Annotated in this window: 19 protein-coding genes and 2 riboswitches; of the genes, 4 read left to right on the top strand and 15 right to left on the bottom strand. The window is 57.6% G+C overall.

Features of this window, described 5'->3' with window-relative positions:
• Nucleotides 1-101 precede the first annotated feature (101 nt).
• From ACJJVH_RS32070 to ACJJVH_RS32010, 13 genes are all read right to left on the bottom strand, one after another.
• The gene (locus ACJJVH_RS32070) at nucleotides 102-965 is read right to left on the bottom strand and encodes a universal stress protein (RefSeq protein WP_412066470.1); all 864 of its coding nucleotides are present in this window, start codon (nucleotides 963-965) and stop codon (nucleotides 102-104) included.
• A 101-nt stretch (nucleotides 966-1066) separates the two neighbouring features.
• A riboswitch (Fluoride riboswitch) is annotated at nucleotides 1067-1129 on the bottom strand.
• Between the two features lie 295 nt (nucleotides 1130-1424).
• Nucleotides 1425-1486: riboswitch (Fluoride riboswitch) on the top strand.
• A gap of 654 nt (nucleotides 1487-2140) precedes the next feature.
• A complete protein-coding gene (locus tag ACJJVH_RS32065) occupies nucleotides 2141-3139 on the bottom strand; it encodes a 4-hydroxyproline epimerase (protein WP_412066469.1) in 999 nt (332 codons plus the stop codon).
• A gap of 17 nt (nucleotides 3140-3156) precedes the next feature.
• Complete coding sequence (locus ACJJVH_RS32060) at nucleotides 3157-4014, bottom strand: ABC transporter permease (RefSeq protein WP_412066468.1); 858 nt, start codon at nucleotides 4012-4014, stop codon at nucleotides 3157-3159.
• On the bottom strand, nucleotides 4011-4859 hold the full coding sequence (locus ACJJVH_RS32055; protein ID WP_412066467.1) for an ABC transporter permease: 849 nt from the start codon (nucleotides 4857-4859) through the stop codon (nucleotides 4011-4013). Before ACJJVH_RS32055 ends, ACJJVH_RS32060 begins: the two co-directional genes overlap by 4 nt.
• Before the next feature lie 15 nt (nucleotides 4860-4874).
• The gene (locus tag ACJJVH_RS32050) at nucleotides 4875-5957 is read right to left on the bottom strand and encodes a quaternary amine ABC transporter ATP-binding protein (protein WP_412066466.1); all 1083 of its coding nucleotides are present in this window, start codon (nucleotides 5955-5957) and stop codon (nucleotides 4875-4877) included.
• Between the two features lie 89 nt (nucleotides 5958-6046).
• Nucleotides 6047-6898 (bottom strand): glycine betaine ABC transporter substrate-binding protein, encoded by an 852-nt coding sequence (locus ACJJVH_RS32045; RefSeq protein ID WP_112794860.1) that lies wholly within the window; start codon nucleotides 6896-6898, stop codon nucleotides 6047-6049.
• 78 nt (nucleotides 6899-6976) lie between these two features.
• Nucleotides 6977-8323: an NAD(P)/FAD-dependent oxidoreductase gene (locus ACJJVH_RS32040; RefSeq protein WP_412066465.1), complete on the bottom strand. Its 1347-nt coding sequence runs from the start codon at nucleotides 8321-8323 to the stop codon at nucleotides 6977-6979.
• Complete coding sequence (locus ACJJVH_RS32035) at nucleotides 8320-9837, bottom strand: aldehyde dehydrogenase (RefSeq protein WP_113384543.1); 1518 nt, start codon at nucleotides 9835-9837, stop codon at nucleotides 8320-8322. Before ACJJVH_RS32035 ends, ACJJVH_RS32040 begins: the two co-directional genes overlap by 4 nt.
• Nucleotides 9830-10741, bottom strand: a complete 912-nt coding sequence (locus ACJJVH_RS32030) for a dihydrodipicolinate synthase family protein (protein ID WP_412066464.1) — start codon at nucleotides 10739-10741, stop codon at nucleotides 9830-9832. Before ACJJVH_RS32030 ends, ACJJVH_RS32035 begins: the two co-directional genes overlap by 8 nt.
• The gene (locus ACJJVH_RS32025; protein WP_412066463.1) at nucleotides 10738-11448 is read right to left on the bottom strand and encodes a GntR family transcriptional regulator; all 711 of its coding nucleotides are present in this window, start codon (nucleotides 11446-11448) and stop codon (nucleotides 10738-10740) included. The genes ACJJVH_RS32030 and ACJJVH_RS32025 overlap by 4 nt, the downstream gene beginning before the upstream one ends.
• A gap of 924 nt (nucleotides 11449-12372) precedes the next feature.
• Nucleotides 12373-12870: a BON domain-containing protein gene (locus ACJJVH_RS32020; RefSeq protein ID WP_113384541.1), complete on the bottom strand. Its 498-nt coding sequence runs from the start codon at nucleotides 12868-12870 to the stop codon at nucleotides 12373-12375.
• Between the two features lie 15 nt (nucleotides 12871-12885).
• Nucleotides 12886-13317, bottom strand: a complete 432-nt coding sequence (locus ACJJVH_RS32015) for a hypothetical protein (RefSeq protein ID WP_412066462.1) — start codon at nucleotides 13315-13317, stop codon at nucleotides 12886-12888.
• A gap of 89 nt (nucleotides 13318-13406) precedes the next feature.
• Nucleotides 13407-13658 (bottom strand): YMGG-like glycine zipper-containing protein, encoded by a 252-nt coding sequence (locus ACJJVH_RS32010; RefSeq protein WP_112794867.1) that lies wholly within the window; start codon nucleotides 13656-13658, stop codon nucleotides 13407-13409.
• A gap of 268 nt (nucleotides 13659-13926) precedes the next feature.
• Here ACJJVH_RS32010 and ACJJVH_RS32005 point away from each other — a divergent pair, with 268 nt between their 5' ends.
• The 3 genes from ACJJVH_RS32005 to ACJJVH_RS31995 all read left to right on the top strand — a co-directional run bounded on the left by ACJJVH_RS32005 (nucleotide 13927) and on the right by ACJJVH_RS31995 (nucleotide 16042).
• The gene (locus tag ACJJVH_RS32005; RefSeq protein ID WP_412066461.1) at nucleotides 13927-15057 is read left to right on the top strand and encodes a DNA topoisomerase IB; all 1131 of its coding nucleotides are present in this window, start codon (nucleotides 13927-13929) and stop codon (nucleotides 15055-15057) included.
• Between the two features lie 26 nt (nucleotides 15058-15083).
• Nucleotides 15084-15317, top strand: coding sequence for a DUF2171 domain-containing protein (locus tag ACJJVH_RS32000; protein ID WP_112794963.1), 234 nt, complete (start codon nucleotides 15084-15086; stop codon nucleotides 15315-15317).
• Between the two features lie 152 nt (nucleotides 15318-15469).
• Nucleotides 15470-16042: a cysteine hydrolase family protein gene (locus tag ACJJVH_RS31995; protein ID WP_412066460.1), complete on the top strand. Its 573-nt coding sequence runs from the start codon at nucleotides 15470-15472 to the stop codon at nucleotides 16040-16042.
• Nucleotides 16043-16249: 207 nt separating this feature from the next.
• On the opposite strand, the gene ACJJVH_RS31990 is transcribed toward ACJJVH_RS31995, so the two are convergent.
• Complete coding sequence (locus ACJJVH_RS31990; protein WP_412066459.1) at nucleotides 16250-16852, bottom strand: sigma-70 family RNA polymerase sigma factor; 603 nt, start codon at nucleotides 16850-16852, stop codon at nucleotides 16250-16252.
• A 585-nt stretch (nucleotides 16853-17437) separates the two neighbouring features.
• Between ACJJVH_RS31990 and ACJJVH_RS31985 the strand changes: the two genes are divergently transcribed.
• Complete coding sequence (locus ACJJVH_RS31985) at nucleotides 17438-17812, top strand: response regulator (protein ID WP_112794871.1); 375 nt, start codon at nucleotides 17438-17440, stop codon at nucleotides 17810-17812.
• A gap of 21 nt (nucleotides 17813-17833) precedes the next feature.
• On the opposite strand, the gene treZ is transcribed toward ACJJVH_RS31985, so the two are convergent.
• Nucleotides 17834-19597, bottom strand: a complete 1764-nt coding sequence (gene treZ / locus ACJJVH_RS31980; protein ID WP_412066458.1) for a malto-oligosyltrehalose trehalohydrolase — start codon at nucleotides 19595-19597, stop codon at nucleotides 17834-17836.
• Between the last annotated feature and the right edge of the window lie 36 nt (nucleotides 19598-19633).

Raw genomic sequence — 19633 nt, 5'->3', positions numbered from 1 at the left:
GTCGTCGGCGAGGGCAGGTCAATGCCCCATCATCTCTCATAGACGCGTTTCGAAAGCAGATTGGATTGTGGGTCGGGATTTAGGGTCCGATTGAAGGTCATTCAGTGGCTCGTCAGGATCGGGACACCGATATGGTGGAGGAGGTCCTTGGTCGTGCTGCCCAGAAGCGTTTCGGCCAGCCTCGATCGGCCGAATGCTCCCATGACCAGGAGATCCACATTCAGCAGATCGATATGATCGAGGACAATTTGCGGCGTGCCGCCACCTTTCGCTGCTGCAATCTCAGGCCTCGCCCGAATGCCGTGTCTTGCGAGATGATCGGAGACGGCGGCGATCATGTGTTGGGTATGCGTTCGATTTCGGCCTTCGTCCACATAGAGCAAAGTCACTTCAGCCGCATCACGAATGAAAGGTATGGCATCGTGAAGGGTTCTAGCGCACGCGGCGCTATCGTTCCAGGCAATCAATACATGATAACCGATCGTTCGATCGGATCCCCGGCGCTCCGCGAAGCGCCGCGGAACCACCAGCAGCGGTCTGCCGGCCTTGACGATGACATCGTCGACTGGCGGCATGGATGTGTGCTGAAGAGTTGCCGGCAGACCGACAACAACCAGATCTGTGCAGTGCAGCCGCTCCAGCAAAGCCTGGGGACCTGCCTCCTTAAACCAGGCTCCGTTCTCGTTGGCATAACGGAGAAGCTGCGCCATCGTCGAGGTTTCCAGCTCCCCGGTCAGGTCCGAATGCCGGGCGATACCGCAAATGTCGACGGCGCCATAATCGCTATCACCGAGGTCATCGCTCCAGCTAAGGTGCTCGAATGTCTCAGCTCGCCCCTGCTCGAAAACAGTGGTTCTTGCACCGTGATGAAAGGAAAGTCGCAAGGCGATACTGGCTTGCACCGCATCGGCAAGCGGGTCCTCGCCATCGATGATAACAGCAATATCCTTTAACTCACCCGGCATTGCCTAATCCTTCCGCTCATGTGGGTCTCCTCGGGAAAGACGGAGGCTCGATGTCAGGATTGTGCAAAAAAACGATCCCGCCATGAATGAGCTTACGCCTTTCAATAGCAGGAGCCATCAGCCAGCAGGGCGGTTATCTGGAGAGCTCCATCTCCATTCTGTTTTGATAGCCCCAGACACGGGCGTCGTCAAATCCAAAGAGGATGTTCTCGGAAGCGATCAATTTAAGTGAGGTCACGGCAATATTCCCATGCCGGTGCGTTGGTACGCGCTATGGCTGCCATCCTCTCGGAGATCGCCGCCAGGTCAGTTAATGTAGAAAAGCCTCGCATATCCTGTATTCAACAGCAATGGAGTTTGCTTCAACTGCTCTACCGGCAGAAGATCATGCATGGCGTCATCACCCGCCGCGGTGGAATGGCCCGGGCATTCGTTGCCAACAGCGAAGCACGATGTTACCCTGTTCAGGGGAATGGAGTTTCCCGAAAACCGCCTTCACGGCTGATGACTCCTGATCAAGCGTGACCGACTTTAGATTGCGTCGGTCGCGGTGCAGGATTTTGTTGCAATCGTTAAAATGATCGAGGCAGCAAAGTCGGCGTCATCGGCCTGCGAGGTAATCCGTGCGGACATTTGCTGATCCATCTTTTTTCCGTTTATTTCAGGAATTGGTCTCGGAAGCTCATTCCGACCCAAGACGTACGAGGTGGACCCACCGCGGCCTCGATTGGGTGCGGCATCGCCACAGCTTCAACGGCAGTTTTTCGCGATTCTCAATCGATGAATATTGGATCACCAAGCCCGCTCCGCATGGGTGGGCCTTGTTGGTGGTCAAGGAAATGTGGTGGGATGGGGATGACAATCTGCTGCGCTCCACTCATTGGGCCAAGCCTCTCCATGGAAGCCGATCAAGAGCTTTGGAATGGCTCAAGAGGGAGGAGAAACGAATATCGCAAAATTCGCCCGGCGCTCGGCATGCCGATGCGATAATACAGATGGATGGCTTCACTCGGGATGGTTAAAGCCTCAGCCGGCATCGCCTGACACATCTGGCTCCAATCCTGTCGTTCGGTTTCATCCCCCGCCAGTTCCAGCCCCCAGCCAGATCCAGCCAAGGTCGAACTCTTTCTCACGGAGACCGGCCTTTTGCCTGTTTCGTCGCTCGCCAATCTCTTCTATTTGATCTGGAAACCATGAGCCAAGGGATCGCGGTCGTCGACGAAGATCGTGTTGTGACCGATGATCCGCGCCCAGCCACCGACACTGGGCTTGATGCCCCCGAAGTGTCCGACGGTCGCTTCGGCCTCCACGCGGCCCTCGAATATCGTGCCGATCAGGCTTTCCTGCCGGAAGGTTTCGCCAACCTTCAGCCGACCCTTGCCATGCAGCTGCGCCAGGCGCGCAGAGGTGCCGGTGCCGCCGGGGGATCGATCTATCGCCTTGTCGCCATAAAACACCGCGCCGCGACCGTCGGCATTGTGGCTGGTCGGCGCATCGCACCATATCGCATGGTGAACGCCCCGGATTCTTTCATCCTCCGGATGAACCGGATTGCAAATCGGAGCGAGGGCATCCCGTAGCTTCCTGCTGATGTCAACGATGTCATCGTTCGACATGCCGTCCAGCCCGGGCCAGTTCTTTTGTGGTTCGACGACAGCGTAATAATTTCCGCCATAGGCGACGTCTATCGTCAGTGCGCCAACCCCCGGCACATCGATGTCGACATCCGCCGCATGAAGATAGCTCGCGACGTTGAACATGCGGACGACATTTACGGATTCGTCGGGCTTGTCGTATTCGACATCCACTCTTCCGGCCGGTGTTTCGATAGAGAGCTTGCCCGAAATGCGTGGCCTGACGAGACCTTCCTCGATCGCCGCCGTCACGAGGCCGATCGTCCCGGCCCCGCACATAGGCAGGCAACCGCTGACTTCGATGAATATCACCGCAAAGTCGCAGTCCTCGCGATAAGCCGGATAGATCAGCGCGCCCGACATGATATCATGTCCACGCGGTTCGAACATGAGAGCCCGCCGGATCCAATCGTAGTCACGGACGAAAATTTCACGGCGTTCGGCGATTGGAAGATGTGGAAGCAAAGGCCCGCCGCCGGCGACGAGCCGCACCGGATTGCCGCAGGTATGGGAATCGATACAGAAGAAACTGTGTCGCATTGAACTCGTCTCTCCGCCTAGGCGCTTTTTGCCGGTGATCGGGCGCTTCGCTGCAGTGCGCCTTTTGACAGCCTATCGAGCAGGATCGCGATGGCGACGATGGCAAGCCCGGCTCTCAGCCCGAGGCCCATTTCCATTCGGGTTAGGCCGCGCGTTACCTCTGCTCCCAGGCCGCCGGCTCCAACGAGCCCGGCAAGGACGACCATGGCCAGCGAAAGAAGGATGCACTGGTTCAGGCCGACGAGCAGAGTCGGCATTGCCGACGGTACTTCAATCTTGAGCAGGATCGAGCGCGGCGGTGCGCCGCTGGCTTGGCCCAGTTCCAGAAGATCTCTCGGCACCTGATTGAAAGCCAGCGTCGTAAGACGGAGCATCGGCGGCACGCCGTAGATGATTGTTGCAATGATCGCCGGAACGCTACCCAGGCTGAAGATCATGACGGCCGGAATGAGATAGACCCACGGCGGCACCGTTTGCATGATGTCCAGGAAAGGTCTTATGGCAATTTCGAAGCGCTTGTAACGCGATGCGAGAACGCCGAACGGAAAGGCGATCAGGACGGAGATTGTGACCGATACAGTGACCAGCGCAAGCGTCTGCATGGAGGCGGGCCAAAGGCCTGCCAGGAAGCAGAAGGCAAGTGCGAGGGCTGTTATCACCGCGCTTTTGATGTTGATGAACAAGGCGACGAGAAGGACTGCGGCGACGATGACCGCATAGGCAGGCGGGTAGAGCAGTGCGGATTGGATGAATCCGAGCACTGTCTCTATCAGCCTGGTAACGCCTTCGAAGAACGGATGGAAGTTTGTGTTCAGCCAGTCGACGACAGGGGCGAAATATGTGCCCGGCGAGAAACGAAGGCGATCGAGATTCATCTTGCTTCCCTCTTTGCGCGGCGAGCCGAATTCTGCGTCAATCTGTCGAGCACCATCGTTAATATGACGATAGCGATTGCGGCATTGATCGAGGTGGCCATATCGAGCGTGCGGACCGCGCTGTAGATGGTCTCGCCAAGGCCCCCTGAACCGACGATGCCTGCGATCACCACCATGCCGAACGCCATCATCAGGCTCTGATTAATACCGGCCATGACACTCGGAATTGCAAATGGCAGCCGAATTTTCATGAACATCTGCCATGGCGTCAGGCCGCTCGCCTGGCCCAGCTCGATGAATGCGGGCGGAGTCATGCGAATGCCCAGCGAGGTCAGGCGGATCGCCGGAGGCATTGCCACGATGAACGTCGCAATGAGTGCGGTCGCCGGGCCAAAGCCGAGAAGCGCAATTGCGGGAAGAAGGTAAATATAAGGCGGCAGCGTTTGTATGAGATCGAGGATCGGCTCCAGAAACCGATCGAACCATTGCACAAATCCCGCGACAATCCCGACAGGGATGCCGACCATCAGGGCGAAGATCGTAGCGGTCGCCACAAGTGCGAGCGTGCCCATGGTTTCGCTCCAAAGTCCCATGACTGCGCAGAAAAGAAGCGCCAACCCGGCGAGAAGACCGGACACGGCATTGATCAGCCGCCATCCGAGGACCGCACCGACGATGGCGATGACATAAAATGGCGGCAGTTGAAGGAGCCAGAGAACGCCGTTGTAGGTTCCCTCCAGCGCAGTTCGCAAAGGATCGAACAGCCAGTCGCCGTTGTCGCTGATCCAGCCCAGCACATTGTCGGTCCAGGCATCGAAAGTATCCGCAATGACCGAGATGTCCATTTTTCGTCCGTCCTCTCAGGCCATCTGCGTCGGGGAGCCGGCGACGCCGCGAAGCAGGCCGCGGGTAGTGACGATACCGATGATGGAACCATTCTCCACCACTGCCAGCGCGTCGCGCTCCGAGTTCATCGTAAGATCGATGAGTTCGCCGATATCCGCTTCGGGAGAAGTCTTCGGAAACGTGGTTATGTCGTTTTGCGGCTGTAGCGACTTGTATTCCGCGACCGTCTGCATCACCGAATGCGCCTTGACGAGATGAACTCTGGATATGCCCGCCACGAAGTCGGCGACATAATCGTCGATCGGCCGCGTTACGATCTCTTCTGCCGTTCCGACCTGAACGATGACGCCGTCCTTCATGATGGCGATCCGGTCGCCGATGCGGATGGCTTCCTCGAGATCGTGAGTGATGAACACCGCAGACTTGCCCAGCGATTTCGTCAACTGCCGAAACTCGTCCTGCAGCTGACGGCGAATAAGGGGGTCAAGCGCGCTGAACGGCTCGTCCATCAGAATGATTTCGGGATCGGCCGCCAGTGCGCGCGCCAGTCCGACGCGCTGTTGCATTCCGCCGGACAATTCCGAAGGATATCGCGAGGTCCAGTCGGAAAGGCCGACCTTGTCGAGCGCGGCGCGGGCCGTCTTTTCGCGCTCGACTTTCGGAACGCCGCGAACTTCCAGCCCGAACCCGGCGTTCTCAAGAACAGTGCGATTGGGCAGGAGGGCCACGGTCTGGAACACCATGCCGATATGGCGTGAGCGCATGTCACGCAGTTCGGCGGCGTTCAGCCTGGCAATTTCTCTGCCCTTGATCGTAATCCTGCCAAGGCTTGGTTCGATCAGGCGATTCAGGAGGCGGACCAAGGTCGATTTGCCGCTGCCCGAGAGGCCCATGATGCAGAAGATCTCACCACGACGCACCTGGAGATTGGCATCGGAGACGCCGACAACGCAGTTGAATTCCTGAAGCACCTGTTTCTTGGAGAGGCCGCGCTCGGATACTGCCTTGACTGCGGCCGGAGCACGAGCGCCGAATATTTTCCAAATGTTCTGGCAGTCGACCAGGATTTCGCCGGTATTGTTCCCTGCGGTATTCATCGAGTTCCCCTTTATGCCGATCTGGCGCCGGTCTTGTTTCCTTCGTCGGAGGGATGCGGGTCGCACCGAACGGCGACCCGCGGCTTTCATCATTCGCCTTTGATGCTCTCCCAGCGCTTCAGGAGTTCGGCGTGGGCGTCGGTCCAGTCCTTGACGGCCTGATCCATCGTCTTGCCGTCCTTGACCTCGGCGTTGATCGCCGTGATGTCCGCGAGAGGCACATAGACGCTGGCAATGACTTCGCGGGCATGCGGATTGTCGGCGGAGAACCCCTTCTTGCCGATCCAGTAGTATCCCTGCGGCGGGGGGAACACGCCTTTCGGGTCCTTCAGGAACTTGACCGGGTATTTCTGCATCATCCAGGACGGCTCCCAAATCGCAACCGCGACCCATTCCTTGCGGTCGATCGCCGACTTCAGAGCTGCCGTCATGGCCGCCGTGCTACCTTCGACAAGCTGCAGCTTCAGGCCATATTGCTTGACCGCATTGGCGGCATCGCGCATCAGGCCGGAGCCAGCCTCGATCCCGACGATCTTGCCGCCGAACTTGTCCGCATTGTCATTGAGCTGGTCGAGGGAATCGATCGTCACGTAATTTGGAACTGCAATGGCCTGATAAAGGCCATGCGAGACCGGTGAAATCTTCTCCAGGCGGCTTTTGTTCTTGTCCCAATAGTCATGGGCGGCATAGTCGATCTGGGAGGCGAGGATCTGCACGTCCCCCTTGGTAAGGGCGGCGTAAGCGATGCCCCACTCGGAGAACGGCACGACCTTCACGGTGTAGCCGGAATCCTCAAGTACCTTCTTGGTAATTCCCGTGATTGGAGTGAGATCCTCCCAGGACATGGTTCCGATCGTGATTGTCTTTTCTTCTGCTTGAGCAGACATGAAGCTCAACCCGAACATGGCCGCTGCGCAAAGCGCCGTCCACAAAGCCTTCATCTTGTTTACTCCTAGTTTTCGTTCCCATTCTTGTTGAAGATCCGAGGTCGCTCAGTCTTCAGATTGCGCGGCGACGGATCATCCCTCGCGGCCTGCACGCAATTCCTGCCAGCGGATCACCGAATTGATGCCGAGCCATGCGAAGGGCTCCGGTGGCAACCGGGATGGCGCGGCCTGATCCATGAATTGTTCGAGGTTCCGGGAGCCTGTTCCCGTCGCCAGTTCGGCGGCCATCATGCCCGCCAATGTGCTCTTGACGGTGCCGAGTCCGTTCTCGCAGCACGCTGAATAAAGCCCTTCGTCGATCTCGCCGAAAGCGGGCACATGGTTCCGGCTCAGGCAGAGGCGTCCGGCCCAGCTGTATTGAAAGGGGATGTCCTTGAGTCCGGGAAACCGCGCATCGAGGGAGCGTCTGTGCTCCCCGGCCATCTTGATCATCCGGCGATCCGACACGGTGATCGTCGTTTCGCATGTATACTTGGTGCGGATGACGATACGCGACGTCCCGCCCGAGGTGATCTTTCGCACCGTTGCTCCCATGGCATCGGCCGGAAGCAGCGCCCACCTGTCCTGGCCGGTAACGGTCCGGCCGAAGTCGTCCGCGGGAAAGGGCGCAGTCATCGAGGCGTAGGCAAAGATGTGCATCAGGCGGCCACCGAAATGGCCGAAATCATCAATGTGACCGTTCACGCCCAGAATGACTTTCGGAGCCGTGACCTTGCCGCGAGCGGAAGCGGCAACCCATGTTTCATTGTCGCGCGTCAGGGCCGTAACGGGCGAGCGTTCGAAGATGTCGATCTTGCGCGAAAGCGCTGCCGCAAGTTCGCGAATGTAGTCGGCCGGCTGGATCAGCACAGCGCCCGGCGTATAGAGGCCGCCGAGGTAGTAATCGGAGCCGGTTATCTCACGCATTTCGGCGGCGTCGAAAAACGTGTGTTTTTCGCCCGCGTTTCTCAAGGATTGGCCGAAGCTGACATTCAGTTTCACGCCGCGCGCGGTCGCGGCGGCGTTGATCTTGCCCGCCGGGTCGAATGTCTCGGCCGACATGCCATATTCGTCCGCGGCGTCTCTCGCAAAGGCGATTGCAGCCCGATTCTGGGCCATTTCCAAACGAGTGGCATCCAGGCCGCCGCTTGAATATTCGCTCGACGAAAGGTTATGCGGAACATCGATCATGAAGCCGGAATTCCGGCCTGACGTCCCTTTGCCGACCTCGCTTGCATCGAGCACGACGATTTTGTCGTCGGGCCGCAGTTGGAGGAGCCGGCGCGCCGCCGAGAGGCCGGCAAAGCCGGCGCCGATGATCAGCCAGTCCGCCGTCACGTTGCCTTCGAGGCTCCGGGCCGGGAACGACCGGCGACTGATCGCTTCCCAGCCAGAGATGCCGTTTTCTGCCGGCAAACGCCTGACGGACTTTGCGATCATCGGATCGTCTCGTCGACCGAGCGGTCCGATACGTCGATCCAGATCGTCTTCAGTTCGCAATAATTATCATGCGCGAAGATGGATTTGTCACGTCCGCCGAAGCCGGACTCCTTGTAGCCGCCGAACGGCGTTGTCGCGTCGCCTTCACCGAAGCAGTTGACGGTGACGACACCCGCCCGGATTTCGCGCGAGAGCCGGATCGCCTTCCTCAGGCTGCCGGTATAGATCGATGCGGTCAGGCCGTAGTTGGTGTCGTTGGCAAGCGTGATGGCCTCGGCAAGGGTTTCAAACGCCGTCACCGACAGGATCGGCCCGAAAATCTCCTCTTTGAACAACCGGCTCGACGGGGTGACGCCGTCGACGACCGTCGGTTCGATATAGATGCCCTTGTGCGACTTTCCACCATGGGCAACCGAAAGCTCTTCGGTCTTCACATCGTCGAGAAACGACGAAACCTTCTCAAAATGGTTCTTGCTGACGAGGGCGCCAATGCGGTTTTCAGGGTCGAGCGGATCGCCGGTCTTCCATTCGCGCATGTAGGCGCCGATGCGCTTGAGCAATTCGTCCTTGATCGTGGACTGTACGATGAGACGCGAAGTCGCCGAGCAATTCTCGCCCATATTCCAGAACGCGCCGTTCACGACCTGTTCGGCGACGAGGTCCAAATCCTCCGCATCTTCCAGGACGACGGCCGGGTTCTTGCCGCCGCACTCCAGAACGATCTTCTTGAGGTTGGAATCCGCAGCGTAACGCAGGAAGCGCCGTCCGGTCGGCGTCGATCCCGTGAAGGCCACCATGTCGATGCCCATATGCAGTCCGATGGGCTCTCCGACCTCCTTGCCGCCACCGGGCACGACATTGAAAACACCCGCTGGAATGCCGGCCTCATGGGCGAGTTCGGCCACACGCAGCGTGGTCAGCGTCGTTTCCTGCGCGGGCTTGACGATCACGGAACATCCGGCGGCGAGTGCCGGACCGATCTTCCAGGCAAGCATCAGGAGCGGAAAGTTCCAGGGCAGCACGCAGCCGACGACGCCGATGGGTTCGCGCACGACCATGGTCAGTGCATTGGAGCCGACCGGCGCGGTATTGTCGTAAAGCTTGTCGATCAGTTCGGCATGCCAGCGGATGGTATGTATCGTCTCCGGAACGTCCACCGTCTGGCACTCGCGTATGGGCTTGCCGCTATCGAGGCTTTCCATGACGGCAAGTTCGTGGCGATGCTCTTCGAGCAGCCTGGCGAACTTGACGAGCGTGGCTTTTCGGTCGCCGGGCGTTTGCAGGCGCCAGCGGCCGTCCTCAAATGCATCCCGCGCTTTCGAGACTGCAAAGTCGACATCGCTCGCGTCGCAAGCTGCAATCTCGGCTAGAGTCTCGCCGGTGGCCGGGTTCGCCGTCCTGAATGTCTTGCCCGAATTGGATGGACGGAAAGATCCGTCTATAAAGGCGTTCGCGGGAAACTGCAGGCTCGAGGCGATCGCCTTGTACTCGGCTGCGGTCAAGGGTTCATGCATGATTGGCTCCCGACGTGATCTGGGCGACCGTGCGCTTCAAGGTGGCGACGACAGTCTGGAGGGTTCGCTTTTCTTCCGAGTTCAATCCGCGCAGCGGCGCGCGCACCGGGCCTGCCTTAAGGCCGGCGATCTCGCAGCCATGCTTGATGGATTGCACGAATTTTCCGGTTTCGAGAAAATCCATGAGCGGCAGCATCGCCGTCATAATCGCGCGGCCCTTGTCGAAGTTTTTCTCGATCACGCAAGCCTCATAAAGGGCGACGTGTTCACGCGGGAGGAAATTGGAGCCCGCGCAGACCCAGCTTTTCGCACCCCAGGCAAAGAATTCGAGTGCCTGGTCATCCCAGCCGCACGAGACTGCGATGTGAGGATACTTCCTGGCCAGGAGATGGAGGTTTGCCATCTCGCCGGAGCTTTCCTTGATTGCCTTCACGTTCCTGGACTTGCCGACGCGGGAGAAGTATTCGTCTCCCATCATCACGCCCATGCGCGCGGGGTAGTTATAGAGCATGATCGGCAGATTGGCGGCGCGGTCGACCGTCAATGCGTGAATGGCGTTTTCCTTCTCCGTCGGCAGCGCATAGGGTGGCGAGGTTACGAGGATTGCATCGGCGCCGATCTCCTTTGCCGCGGTGGCATAGGCAACCGAATCTTCCGTTCGGGTGGCGCCGGTGCCGACGATCAATGGAATGCGATTTGCAAGGACTTGCCTGGCGTAGCTGGCCAGATCGATGCGCTCCTGCGCAGTCTGCGCATAGTATTCGCCTGTCGAGCCACCGATAATGATGCCATGCACCTTGGCTTCGATGAGCGATTCCAGGACCGCCGCGAATGCGGCCTTGTCGATCTGGCCGTCTGGTCCATGCGGCGTGATCGCCGGGGTGTAGATGCCTTCGAAGTTCAAGACGATTTCTCCATCGATGCAGCGGGCACTTCCACCAGCGCGTCCGCCTTCATTCCCTGCGGTGCGATGAACATTTCCATGTTCTCGCGCGACAGTTCCCAATGCTCGAACACCAGGTCCACGACCGTATCTTCGTCATGCCGTGCGATCGCTTCGATGAAGCCATCGTGATGCTCGACAGCAAGCTGAAGCCGTTCGCGCATGTCGTCATTCCTTGGCCGGAAGAAGGTGTGGCCGATCCGCGCGTGGTCGATCAGCAGGCGGCCCAGGCTCGGCTGCAGATAGGCATTGAATGACATCTCTCCGATGATTTCGTGAAAGCGGTTGTTTTCGAGCACCATGGCGAGAGCGTTGCCGGAGCTGCTCGCCGAGCAAAACCGATCCTGCGTTTCTTTCAGGTCGATGAGTTGCTTCGGTTTGAAGTTCTGAACAGCGAGCCTGCCTATTGCGGCATAGATCATCGGCGCTACCAGGAAGAAGTGCCTGAGAGTCTGATGGTTCATCGGGCTGACACGCGCGCCCCGGTTCGCCCGAATGTCGATATAGCCTTCGCCTTCCAGGCGCCGGAAGATCTCGCGGACGGGGGTGCGCGAGAGCCCGTATTGCTCGCTGAGACTGACTTCGTCCAGATCCTGGTCGGGATCGAGCTCCATCGTCAGAATCTGACGCTTTAGATCGTCGTAGAGACTGTTCTTCCCGCCCTTCATCGCGACGTTCCTCCTTGGGATTTTGCAGCGAATTGAACCCGTCGGCTCCTGTCGATGGAAGAAAGGTCGCACAGGCTTTTCGCTGAGTCAACATAATTGTATAATCTGTGTACACAATGAGTGCTACACAGAAATACAATATCGGGCTGGCCGCCGTCGCCTCGCCGGTCGGCAGCAGGCGGCGGACTTTTGGCCCGTCACTTCCGTGAGGTCGCGGTTCGCTCTTGGCGTGGCATGAGGTCGGGCGTCAATGGTTTGGTCACTGTGCCAGTTCCAGCGAGATCGGAAACGATTTCGCTTTCGCAAGCGTTCTTGGTAGAATTGGTTATGAAAAATCCGGATGGCGCCAGCGCGGGAACCGCCTCCGAAGCATGGAGTTGGCCTGTGTCATTCGATAGCGCGCGCCTGCATGGTCCGTCGCGGAGGGACTGCATGCGGCGTTGTCAGGGCTCTCCATCAAGTTCCCAACCTAAATTGAAATTTGGCGCTCGCCGAGATTTTTGAGGAATGCGATAGACCGGCCCAAGCCCAATAGCCATCGAGGTCGGCTCGTAAAGCTCATAGGGTATCGTGGCAAATATCCTTGAATTGTCTTCTTCCGGTCATTTGAAAGCTATCTTCAGCGACGCTCAAGGAGTGCGCCAGGCTGTCGCCAGCAAATACGCGTTCAAAACAACATGATGGAAGGTCGATTGGGATAACGCAAAGACTAGCGCCATGTTGCCTATGTCGACGATGGAAGCCAACAGCCTTGCCTGAAGCGGCGGGGAGAGGCTCGTTCAGCTCCGATTAAAGAGCGTCATCGGCAAATCCAAAGGCTCATGGACCGACCTTGAGGAAGAGGCCGATGATTGCTCCAATGCGAGCTGAACGTGCTGGCCGCCTCCCGGCACCGTATGCTTCGGGTCGTTCACAAAGCGCGCATTACGCATCCGGCGGAAGATGCGAGTCGACGCTCGTCGTTCGTAACCTGTTGTCTACATTTCGAACCTGTTCGATGGTTAGCAGCAAAGCTTCTATTTTCTTCGCGTCGTCTGCGGTTTCCACGCTGCCTTGGATGACCACCGTATCTCCGTGAACCCGGATTTCGAAGCTGTTGGCGTCGATCTCGCTGTGGCGTCCCAGCCAATCCGTTATAGCCGCCTCCAGGCTGTCATCGTCGATTTGAGTTGCCGGGAGCGGTCCGAATGTGTGGTCGACGTTTTCCTCCAAACCGGTCTCGTCGGCATTGTCGATGATGTAGCCGGAGCTGGCATCGGCATCGAAATTCGCCTTGGTGGAGCCGTATTCCTTGTTTCGAGGATCGGTATCGCTCGCCTCGCTCCCATCGGAGTAAGGCCAACCATCGTTTCGGTCGCGTTCTTCGAAATCTCTGTAGTCTTCTTCACGCGATAGCGGCTTTGAATTCCTGGCGCGTATCATTGCGAATTCCTTTCTTCAAGGCTCTCTCAGGCTGCCGGTGGTAATCGAGGTGGCAAGTGCGACGAGCATTGGCCTTATTGCCATCGCCGCCATTCCGAGTGAGGTGCGACGCAGCAGTCTTCCGGCCGCAAAAGCCAAAAGCGAAGCCGCCGACAGCTTTAGCCATGGATATGGCCCCAGCTGATGATGTGCCGAAGCATCGATCCATTCAGCGTTCTTTCGAACGACGACGTTTGTCTGAACGCCGATTGCTCTAATGCGCGATCGGAGAATTTCGATTTCAATCCGGAGCTGTCGCAACTGTTCATTCAACATCTCTCGAGACTCGCTGTTTTGCGACGCCTCTATGCTGACTTGAAGGGCTCTGCTCGTCTCGGGAAGAATTACGAGGGCTTTACTCGTTCTATTCCCTTCTGAATCGCCGGATGAGCTTTGAAATCGATCCATTGTGCGTAACTTTCCTGGCTGAAGCATGTTCGTCGACTGCGCACATGCCTGCGGCGGGCGCATACTTGACCTTCGAGCTGCATCAGCGGTCAGCAGCGATCGACGTAACGGCGACCATAGCGGTCGCGGTAATAACACTGTCCAGGCTGTCCCGCCACGTTGCCGATCAGGGCACCGGACACCCCGCCGATTGCGGCGCCGACGGCCGCTCCTCTGACATTTCCCGTCGCCGCGCCGCCGATCACGGCTCCCGTGGCTGCTCCGATGCCGGCACCCTGTTCAGTCGGCGTGCATGCCGTCAGCAATGCCATGATAACCCCGGCGGTCCATATCTTTCTCATCCTGGTCTTCCTTTTCAAATAAGGGAGGAACGACTACCGATCGGAACGTGTTTGCTCCCTGGACAATCTCTTCAAATACCGGCTGCATCGAAATCCTAGCCAAAACCGGCTGTGCCTTGGCGCTTTGCGATTGCGCGCGATCATTGCTGACGACTTTCGCGCCGCCGTGATTGCGTCTTGTTCGTCCTGATGTCACCCAACGAAAGCAACACGCAAAAGTTCCCGCCGTTGCGCCGGAACCGACAAACCTTACCGGAGTTATCCGGGCATGAACCAGATGATTTCCAAAGTTGACGCCGCCGCAGCCGCTGCCGAAGCGAAGCTACATTCCGATTTATTTTACATTCAGAGCCTTGACGACGGCATCACTCGAAAACAGGGAAAGAATGGATTTCTCTATTATATGCCTGACGGCACGCGGATTACCGGCCGTAAGGAGATCGCTCGCCTGGCGGCGCTGGCCATTCCTCCTGCCTATACGAATGTCATCATATCCATAAATCCGCATTCGCATCTCCAGGCCATCGGAACCGATGCACGAGGACGAAAGCAATACCGCTATCATCCGGATTGGCAGTCCGAACGGGATCGCGCTAAGTTTAGCCAACTCGTCGAGTTCTCAGGCAAACTTCCAGACATCCGGCAGCGAGTAGATCACGATCTGCGCGCTCGGGCCCTCACCATGGAGAAGGCCCTGGCAACCGTGGTATGGATGCTCGACAATCTCTATATCCGCGTCGGCAATGCGGCCTACGCGGAAGCGAACCATTCCTATGGCCTGACGACCCTGCGGAACCGCCACGTCAAGGTCGAGGGCGGGTGCCTCAAATTCCGATTTAAAGGCAAGTCCGGGAAGGAGTGGAACCTTGTGCATAGCGACCGGCGCATCGCCAACGTCGTTCGAAAGTTGCAGGAGTTGCCGGGCCAGCAGCTTTTCACATATATCGGCGACGACGGCGATTGCCGCCAGATTTCCTCACAGGACGTAAATTCCTATATTCGCGAAGCTTCCGGGAGTGACTTCAGCTCGCGCCAATTCAGAACATGGGGTGCGACCTGTATGGCGGTGGCGGCTCTCGCCGGCATGGAACCCGGTCCGTCGGAGCGGGCAATCGCACGGCAACTCAACGAAGTAATCGATTCCGTCGCCGCCAAGCTCGTGAATACGCGCGCGATCTGCCGATCGTCTTACATACATCCGGCGGCTTTCGAGGATTTCAGGGTAGGGCGTCTTCGCGAAGTTCTTAAATTCCGAACGAGCAGTGAACGGCTCCTCCGCTGGATGGACGAGGAGGAAATTCGCGTGCAGCGGTGGCTCAAAAGGCGCTCGCAGGAAAAGCACGCCGTGAACGACCAATGTCAGGAACCTCCTTCCGGGAGCGGCGTTCTACTTTCGTGAAGAGCACGAACGAAGAGGATAATATCATGCTGAATCCAACTCAGATTCGCGAGCATATGGAAGTCAGAGCTGCCGATGGCAATCATGTGGGAACCGTCGATCATCTGGAGGGCGGAAACCGCATCAAGTTGACGAAGAGCGATTCGGATGATGGCCGTCACCACCTCATCCCGGTGGATTGGGTCGATCATGTCGACGCGCATGTTCACCTTACAAAAAATGCGGACGAGGTTCGCAGCCAGTGGATCTCAGTCAATTAACTGTTTCTGCGCGCCGCATTCGTTGCGGCGCGCACGGCTCCATGGCAATTCATCACGCGGTTGATGATCCGGGTGGCCAACGATATGAGTTTGGCTCGATGCGATAAGCTACCTGCCGATGCCGTTCAGACGTTTTCTATCGCGTGACATGTATGAAGATCTGGCGTCATCTTTGTATCGACATGCAATGTATGTTCATTGAGCAGACACCCTGGCATGTACCGTGGATGTCTCGTACTCTGGACCCGATAGCCGAAGTCGCCGGCCGATTTCCCGAGCGTACCATTTTCACCCGCTTTATCCCGCCGTCGCGTTCCGACCTCATGCCTGGCAAGTGGCGGGACTATTATAAAAAATGGGAGATGATGACCACCGGTCGGCTGCCCGCCGATTCCATGCTGCTCGTAGCCCCGCTTCGGCGTCTTGTTCCTCCTGGCCGTATCTTCGACAAGCTTACCTACTCGCCTTGGACCGATGGTCACCTTCATCGAATCCTAGTCAGGGAGAATGTGGATACCTTGGTCATCAGCGGCGGTGAAACAGATGTTTGTGTACTGGCTGCCGTACTCGGTGCCATTGAATTGGGCTATGGAATTATCATTTTGAAGGACGCGGTCTGTAGCGGCGACGATGATGGGCATGAGGCGGCGCTGACGCTGCTTGAACGTCGATTTTCCGTCCAATCTAATATGATGTCTGTCCAGGAATTTCTATCTGCCTGCTGACCGGAGAGGTTTTGTCGCTTGTCCATCGATCGCGGTTGTCGAACGCCGGCTGACGCCGTGACTTTCGGCAGTTGCCTCGGATAAGAGCCCCCTCGAATTGTTTGTCGTGCCATGTGAGACATGTAATGAGTAGGCCAGAGCCAAGCGCTGATATGCGCTTGGGGGCCGAGCTGCTCGGCCCTGATTTGCCGTTCGATAGAGGAATATTTAATGGATCGAGGCGGCTGCGCGCATTGATGTTTCGCCAAGCATTTGGGCAAGCGTCGTCCGGGCTCGCGATACGCGGCTTTTTATCGTACCGATTTCGCAACCGCAGCGCTGGGCTGCAGTTTCGTAGGACGCGCCGTCGACGATAAGGAGCAACGCATCCCTTTGATAGGCGGGAAGACGCGTCAGCGCCATGCTGACCTCGGCGGTATAGATGGAAAGCTGCTGTTGGCATGGCACCGGAATCTCGAAGAGTTCGTCGTCGGTTGAGCGCAACTGCACGCGCTTCTGTCGTTTGTACTCGGTCATGTAGGTATTGCGCATGATGGTGAAGGCCCAGCTCTTCAACCTTGTGCCCGGCACGAAGCTATCTATATGCACAAGAATCTTCCTGATCGTCTCCTGGGTCAGATCATCGACGTCCGTGTCGTTGGAGACGAACCGCCTCGCGAAGTTACGCAACGCGGGAAGCAAGGCAACGATGTCATTTTGTAGCGACGTCTGCGGTTCTGTGAGCATTTGGCTTCTCCTCTCGAGATATACCAGCAATGCTCGCAATAGCGGCTTGTTCCGTGACTTTTTCGTCTGTACGCCAGCGGACATTGAGACGCATGATCGTGGTGCACCGTATGCCAAACCTGTCTCGTAATGCTTCTGTTTACGGAAAACGACTTGAAGACCGGCGACATTGTCCGAAGGTCTCGGTCAATTATGCGGGGCTGCCGTTATAGAGGTGTTTTTATTCGCTCCCGACCTGGCTCTTATCGAAAATTGGAGAGATGACACGGGAACTCCCGGGATGATCCGGCGTTAGAAGAGCGGACTATCTTGAGGAGGAGTAAAGGCCGTGGAACGCATCAAGCCCGAGGGAACGAAAGTCACCATTTCCGTTTGGTCGGTGAAGGACTATGCCAGGCTCCATAATCTAGGCGAGGATGAGGAACGCCGGCTCCGTCAACTTTTCGGCTCGTTCGCGACTGCTTCCGAGCTTCGGCATAATACGAGACGGCAGCCCAAGTGGCGCTAGCGGCCTCGCTACATTGTTTATCGTAGCCTGTGCTGTTTTGCAGCCGGATCATCCGGCAACTTCCGCCTGATCTTATCGGATAATATTTGTAATATCTAATTTATGGAATTGCGGAAAAGGAAATTTCTCGACCGGATCCGGATTTTGAAGGAGGAGTGGATATGAAAGTGCTTATCGTCGAGGATGAGGCTCTCATCGCCTTTCATTTGAAAGCAATTGCAACCGATGCCGGATTTACGCCGCTCGGTCCGGCGTCGACGATGGAGCAGGCGCTCGCATACGCACCCCAGGCAGACATCGCTTTAATTGATGTCGGTCTCTCCGACGGCAAGAGCGGATTGCAACTCGCGAGACGGCTTATCGACCGCTATCATACGACAGTTATCTTCATCACAGGCATTCCCGAAACTCTGAAAAATGGCGTGGCGGGTGCATTTGCCACGATAGCCAAGCCATTTTTCGACGAAGAGGTCGCTGCCCTTCTGCAGCGCGCTGCGGAAGCCCGTTTGCCGGGGCGTCCGCATGTGACGGTCTGACCATCGCGGGAGTTCTTCACCCTATTCCACCAGGTCCCAAATGACGCTCCATGGCCCGAGCTCGTCGCCCGCAATATTGCCGCATATGAACAGCGCCGCGTCTCCGGTCGGCACGGACATCGTCATGGGGCGGTCCGACAAATTGGCCGTCAAGCGAAGTGTTGACTGACCCATTTGCCAGCTTACGCGCAAGAGCGGGCTATCTGTGTCGTGAACCGTCGCGTGAACTGGCCGCTGTCCGAGAAGGGGCATGATTTTCTGATGCCGCAGCCTGATGAGGTCTCGATAGTGTTGACCGAAGGCCTGGTCGGCCTGGAGTTTGTCCCACTGCAATTTTGCGCTGTGAAACGTTGCATCGCTCGCGGGGTCGACGGCATCTTTCGCATCGAAACCCGGCAGCCGCCTTAGCTCTTCCTTGCGACCAAGCCTCACCTTGTCGTTAAGCTCCTCATCGAAATCGCAAAAGAACGGAAATGGCTGTGTGCAGCCCCATTCCTCGCCCATGAACAGCATCGGAATTTGCGGGGCGAGCAGATAGATTGCCGCGATCGCCTTCATGGCTTCAGCCGGATGGGAGGCAACCATTCGATCGCCTTTCGCCCTGTTGCCGATCTGATCGTGGTTCTGGATGAAGGAAAGAAAAGCGGTCGGGTGCAAGGAAGTGCTTGGCTTCCCTCTGGATCGCTGGCGATAGGCCATGTGCTCGCCTTGAAACGCAAAACCTTCAGCAAGAGACCGGCGAGCGCGCGGCAGCCAATCGGCATAATCTCCATAATAACCGAAGGTCTCGCCTGTCGCTGCTACATGAAGTGCGTGGTGGATATCGTCATTCCACTGCGCGGTGAAGTGCCAAGCCTCGCCATCCGGCTTTCGAGCAAGGAGAGCGGAATCGTTATCTTCATTTTCGAGTATCAAGTGTATGTGACGATCGGGAAAGCTCCGCCGGACGCGCTCGGCAAGCTCGATCAGGATATGCGGATCGCTGTTGTCCTTCATCGCGTGAACGGCGTCCAGCCGCAGGCCGTCCATTCGAAACTCGCCGATCCAATAAATCGCATTTTCGATCACAAAATTTCGCACCTGACGCCCGCCTTCGCCATCGAAGTTCAAACCCTTGCCCCAAGGGCTTTCGTGCCGGGCGCTGAAAATCGGGGCATAGGATGGCAGGTAGTTGCCGTCCGGTCCAAAGTGGTTGTAGACGACATCCAGAAAGACACAGATACCACGCTCATGCGCGGCATCGACAAGTCTCTTGAGATCTTCGGGGCGACCGTAGCTGCTATCTGGAGCATAGGGGAGCACACCGTCATATCCCCAGCCGTAGCGTCCTGGAAAGTCGCTGAGCGGCATGAGCTGGATCGCGGTCACGCCGAGCGATTGCAGATAATCCAGCCGTTCCATGGCCGAGGAAAATGTACCGGCTTGCGTAAATGCGCCGATATGAAGTTCGTAGACGACCATCTCTTCCCAGGGCCGACCTTTCCAGTCCACTCTGCTCCAGGCGAACTGCGGCTGAACGACCTCACTCGGGCCGTGAACGTCCGCCGGCTGGAATCGCGAGGCTGGGTCGGGCACTTCAAGGCCATCGGGGAGAATGAATTTGTAAAGATCGCCAGGCCTCGCCTGCTGCATCTTCAAGATATGCCATCCTCCCTCCCTTGGCTGCATCGTCCAGTCTCCGCGCTGGTCGATCCGGAGAGTCACCCGTTCGGCCAGCGGCGCCCATAGTCGAAACAACACCGCGTCATCCCGGATTTCAGGCCCGAATGTATAGGCTTCCCTCATGTCAATCCGTCCGCTCTTCATAGGACCCCTTCCGAG

The sequence above is a fragment of the Rhizobium sp. SYY.PMSO genome (assembly GCF_046840415.1).
In the GTDB taxonomy this organism is placed as follows: Bacteria; Pseudomonadota; Alphaproteobacteria; order Rhizobiales; family Rhizobiaceae; genus Rhizobium.
The sequence above is the reverse complement of the archived record's forward strand: the minus strand, read 5'-3'. Positions and strand labels throughout refer to the sequence as shown.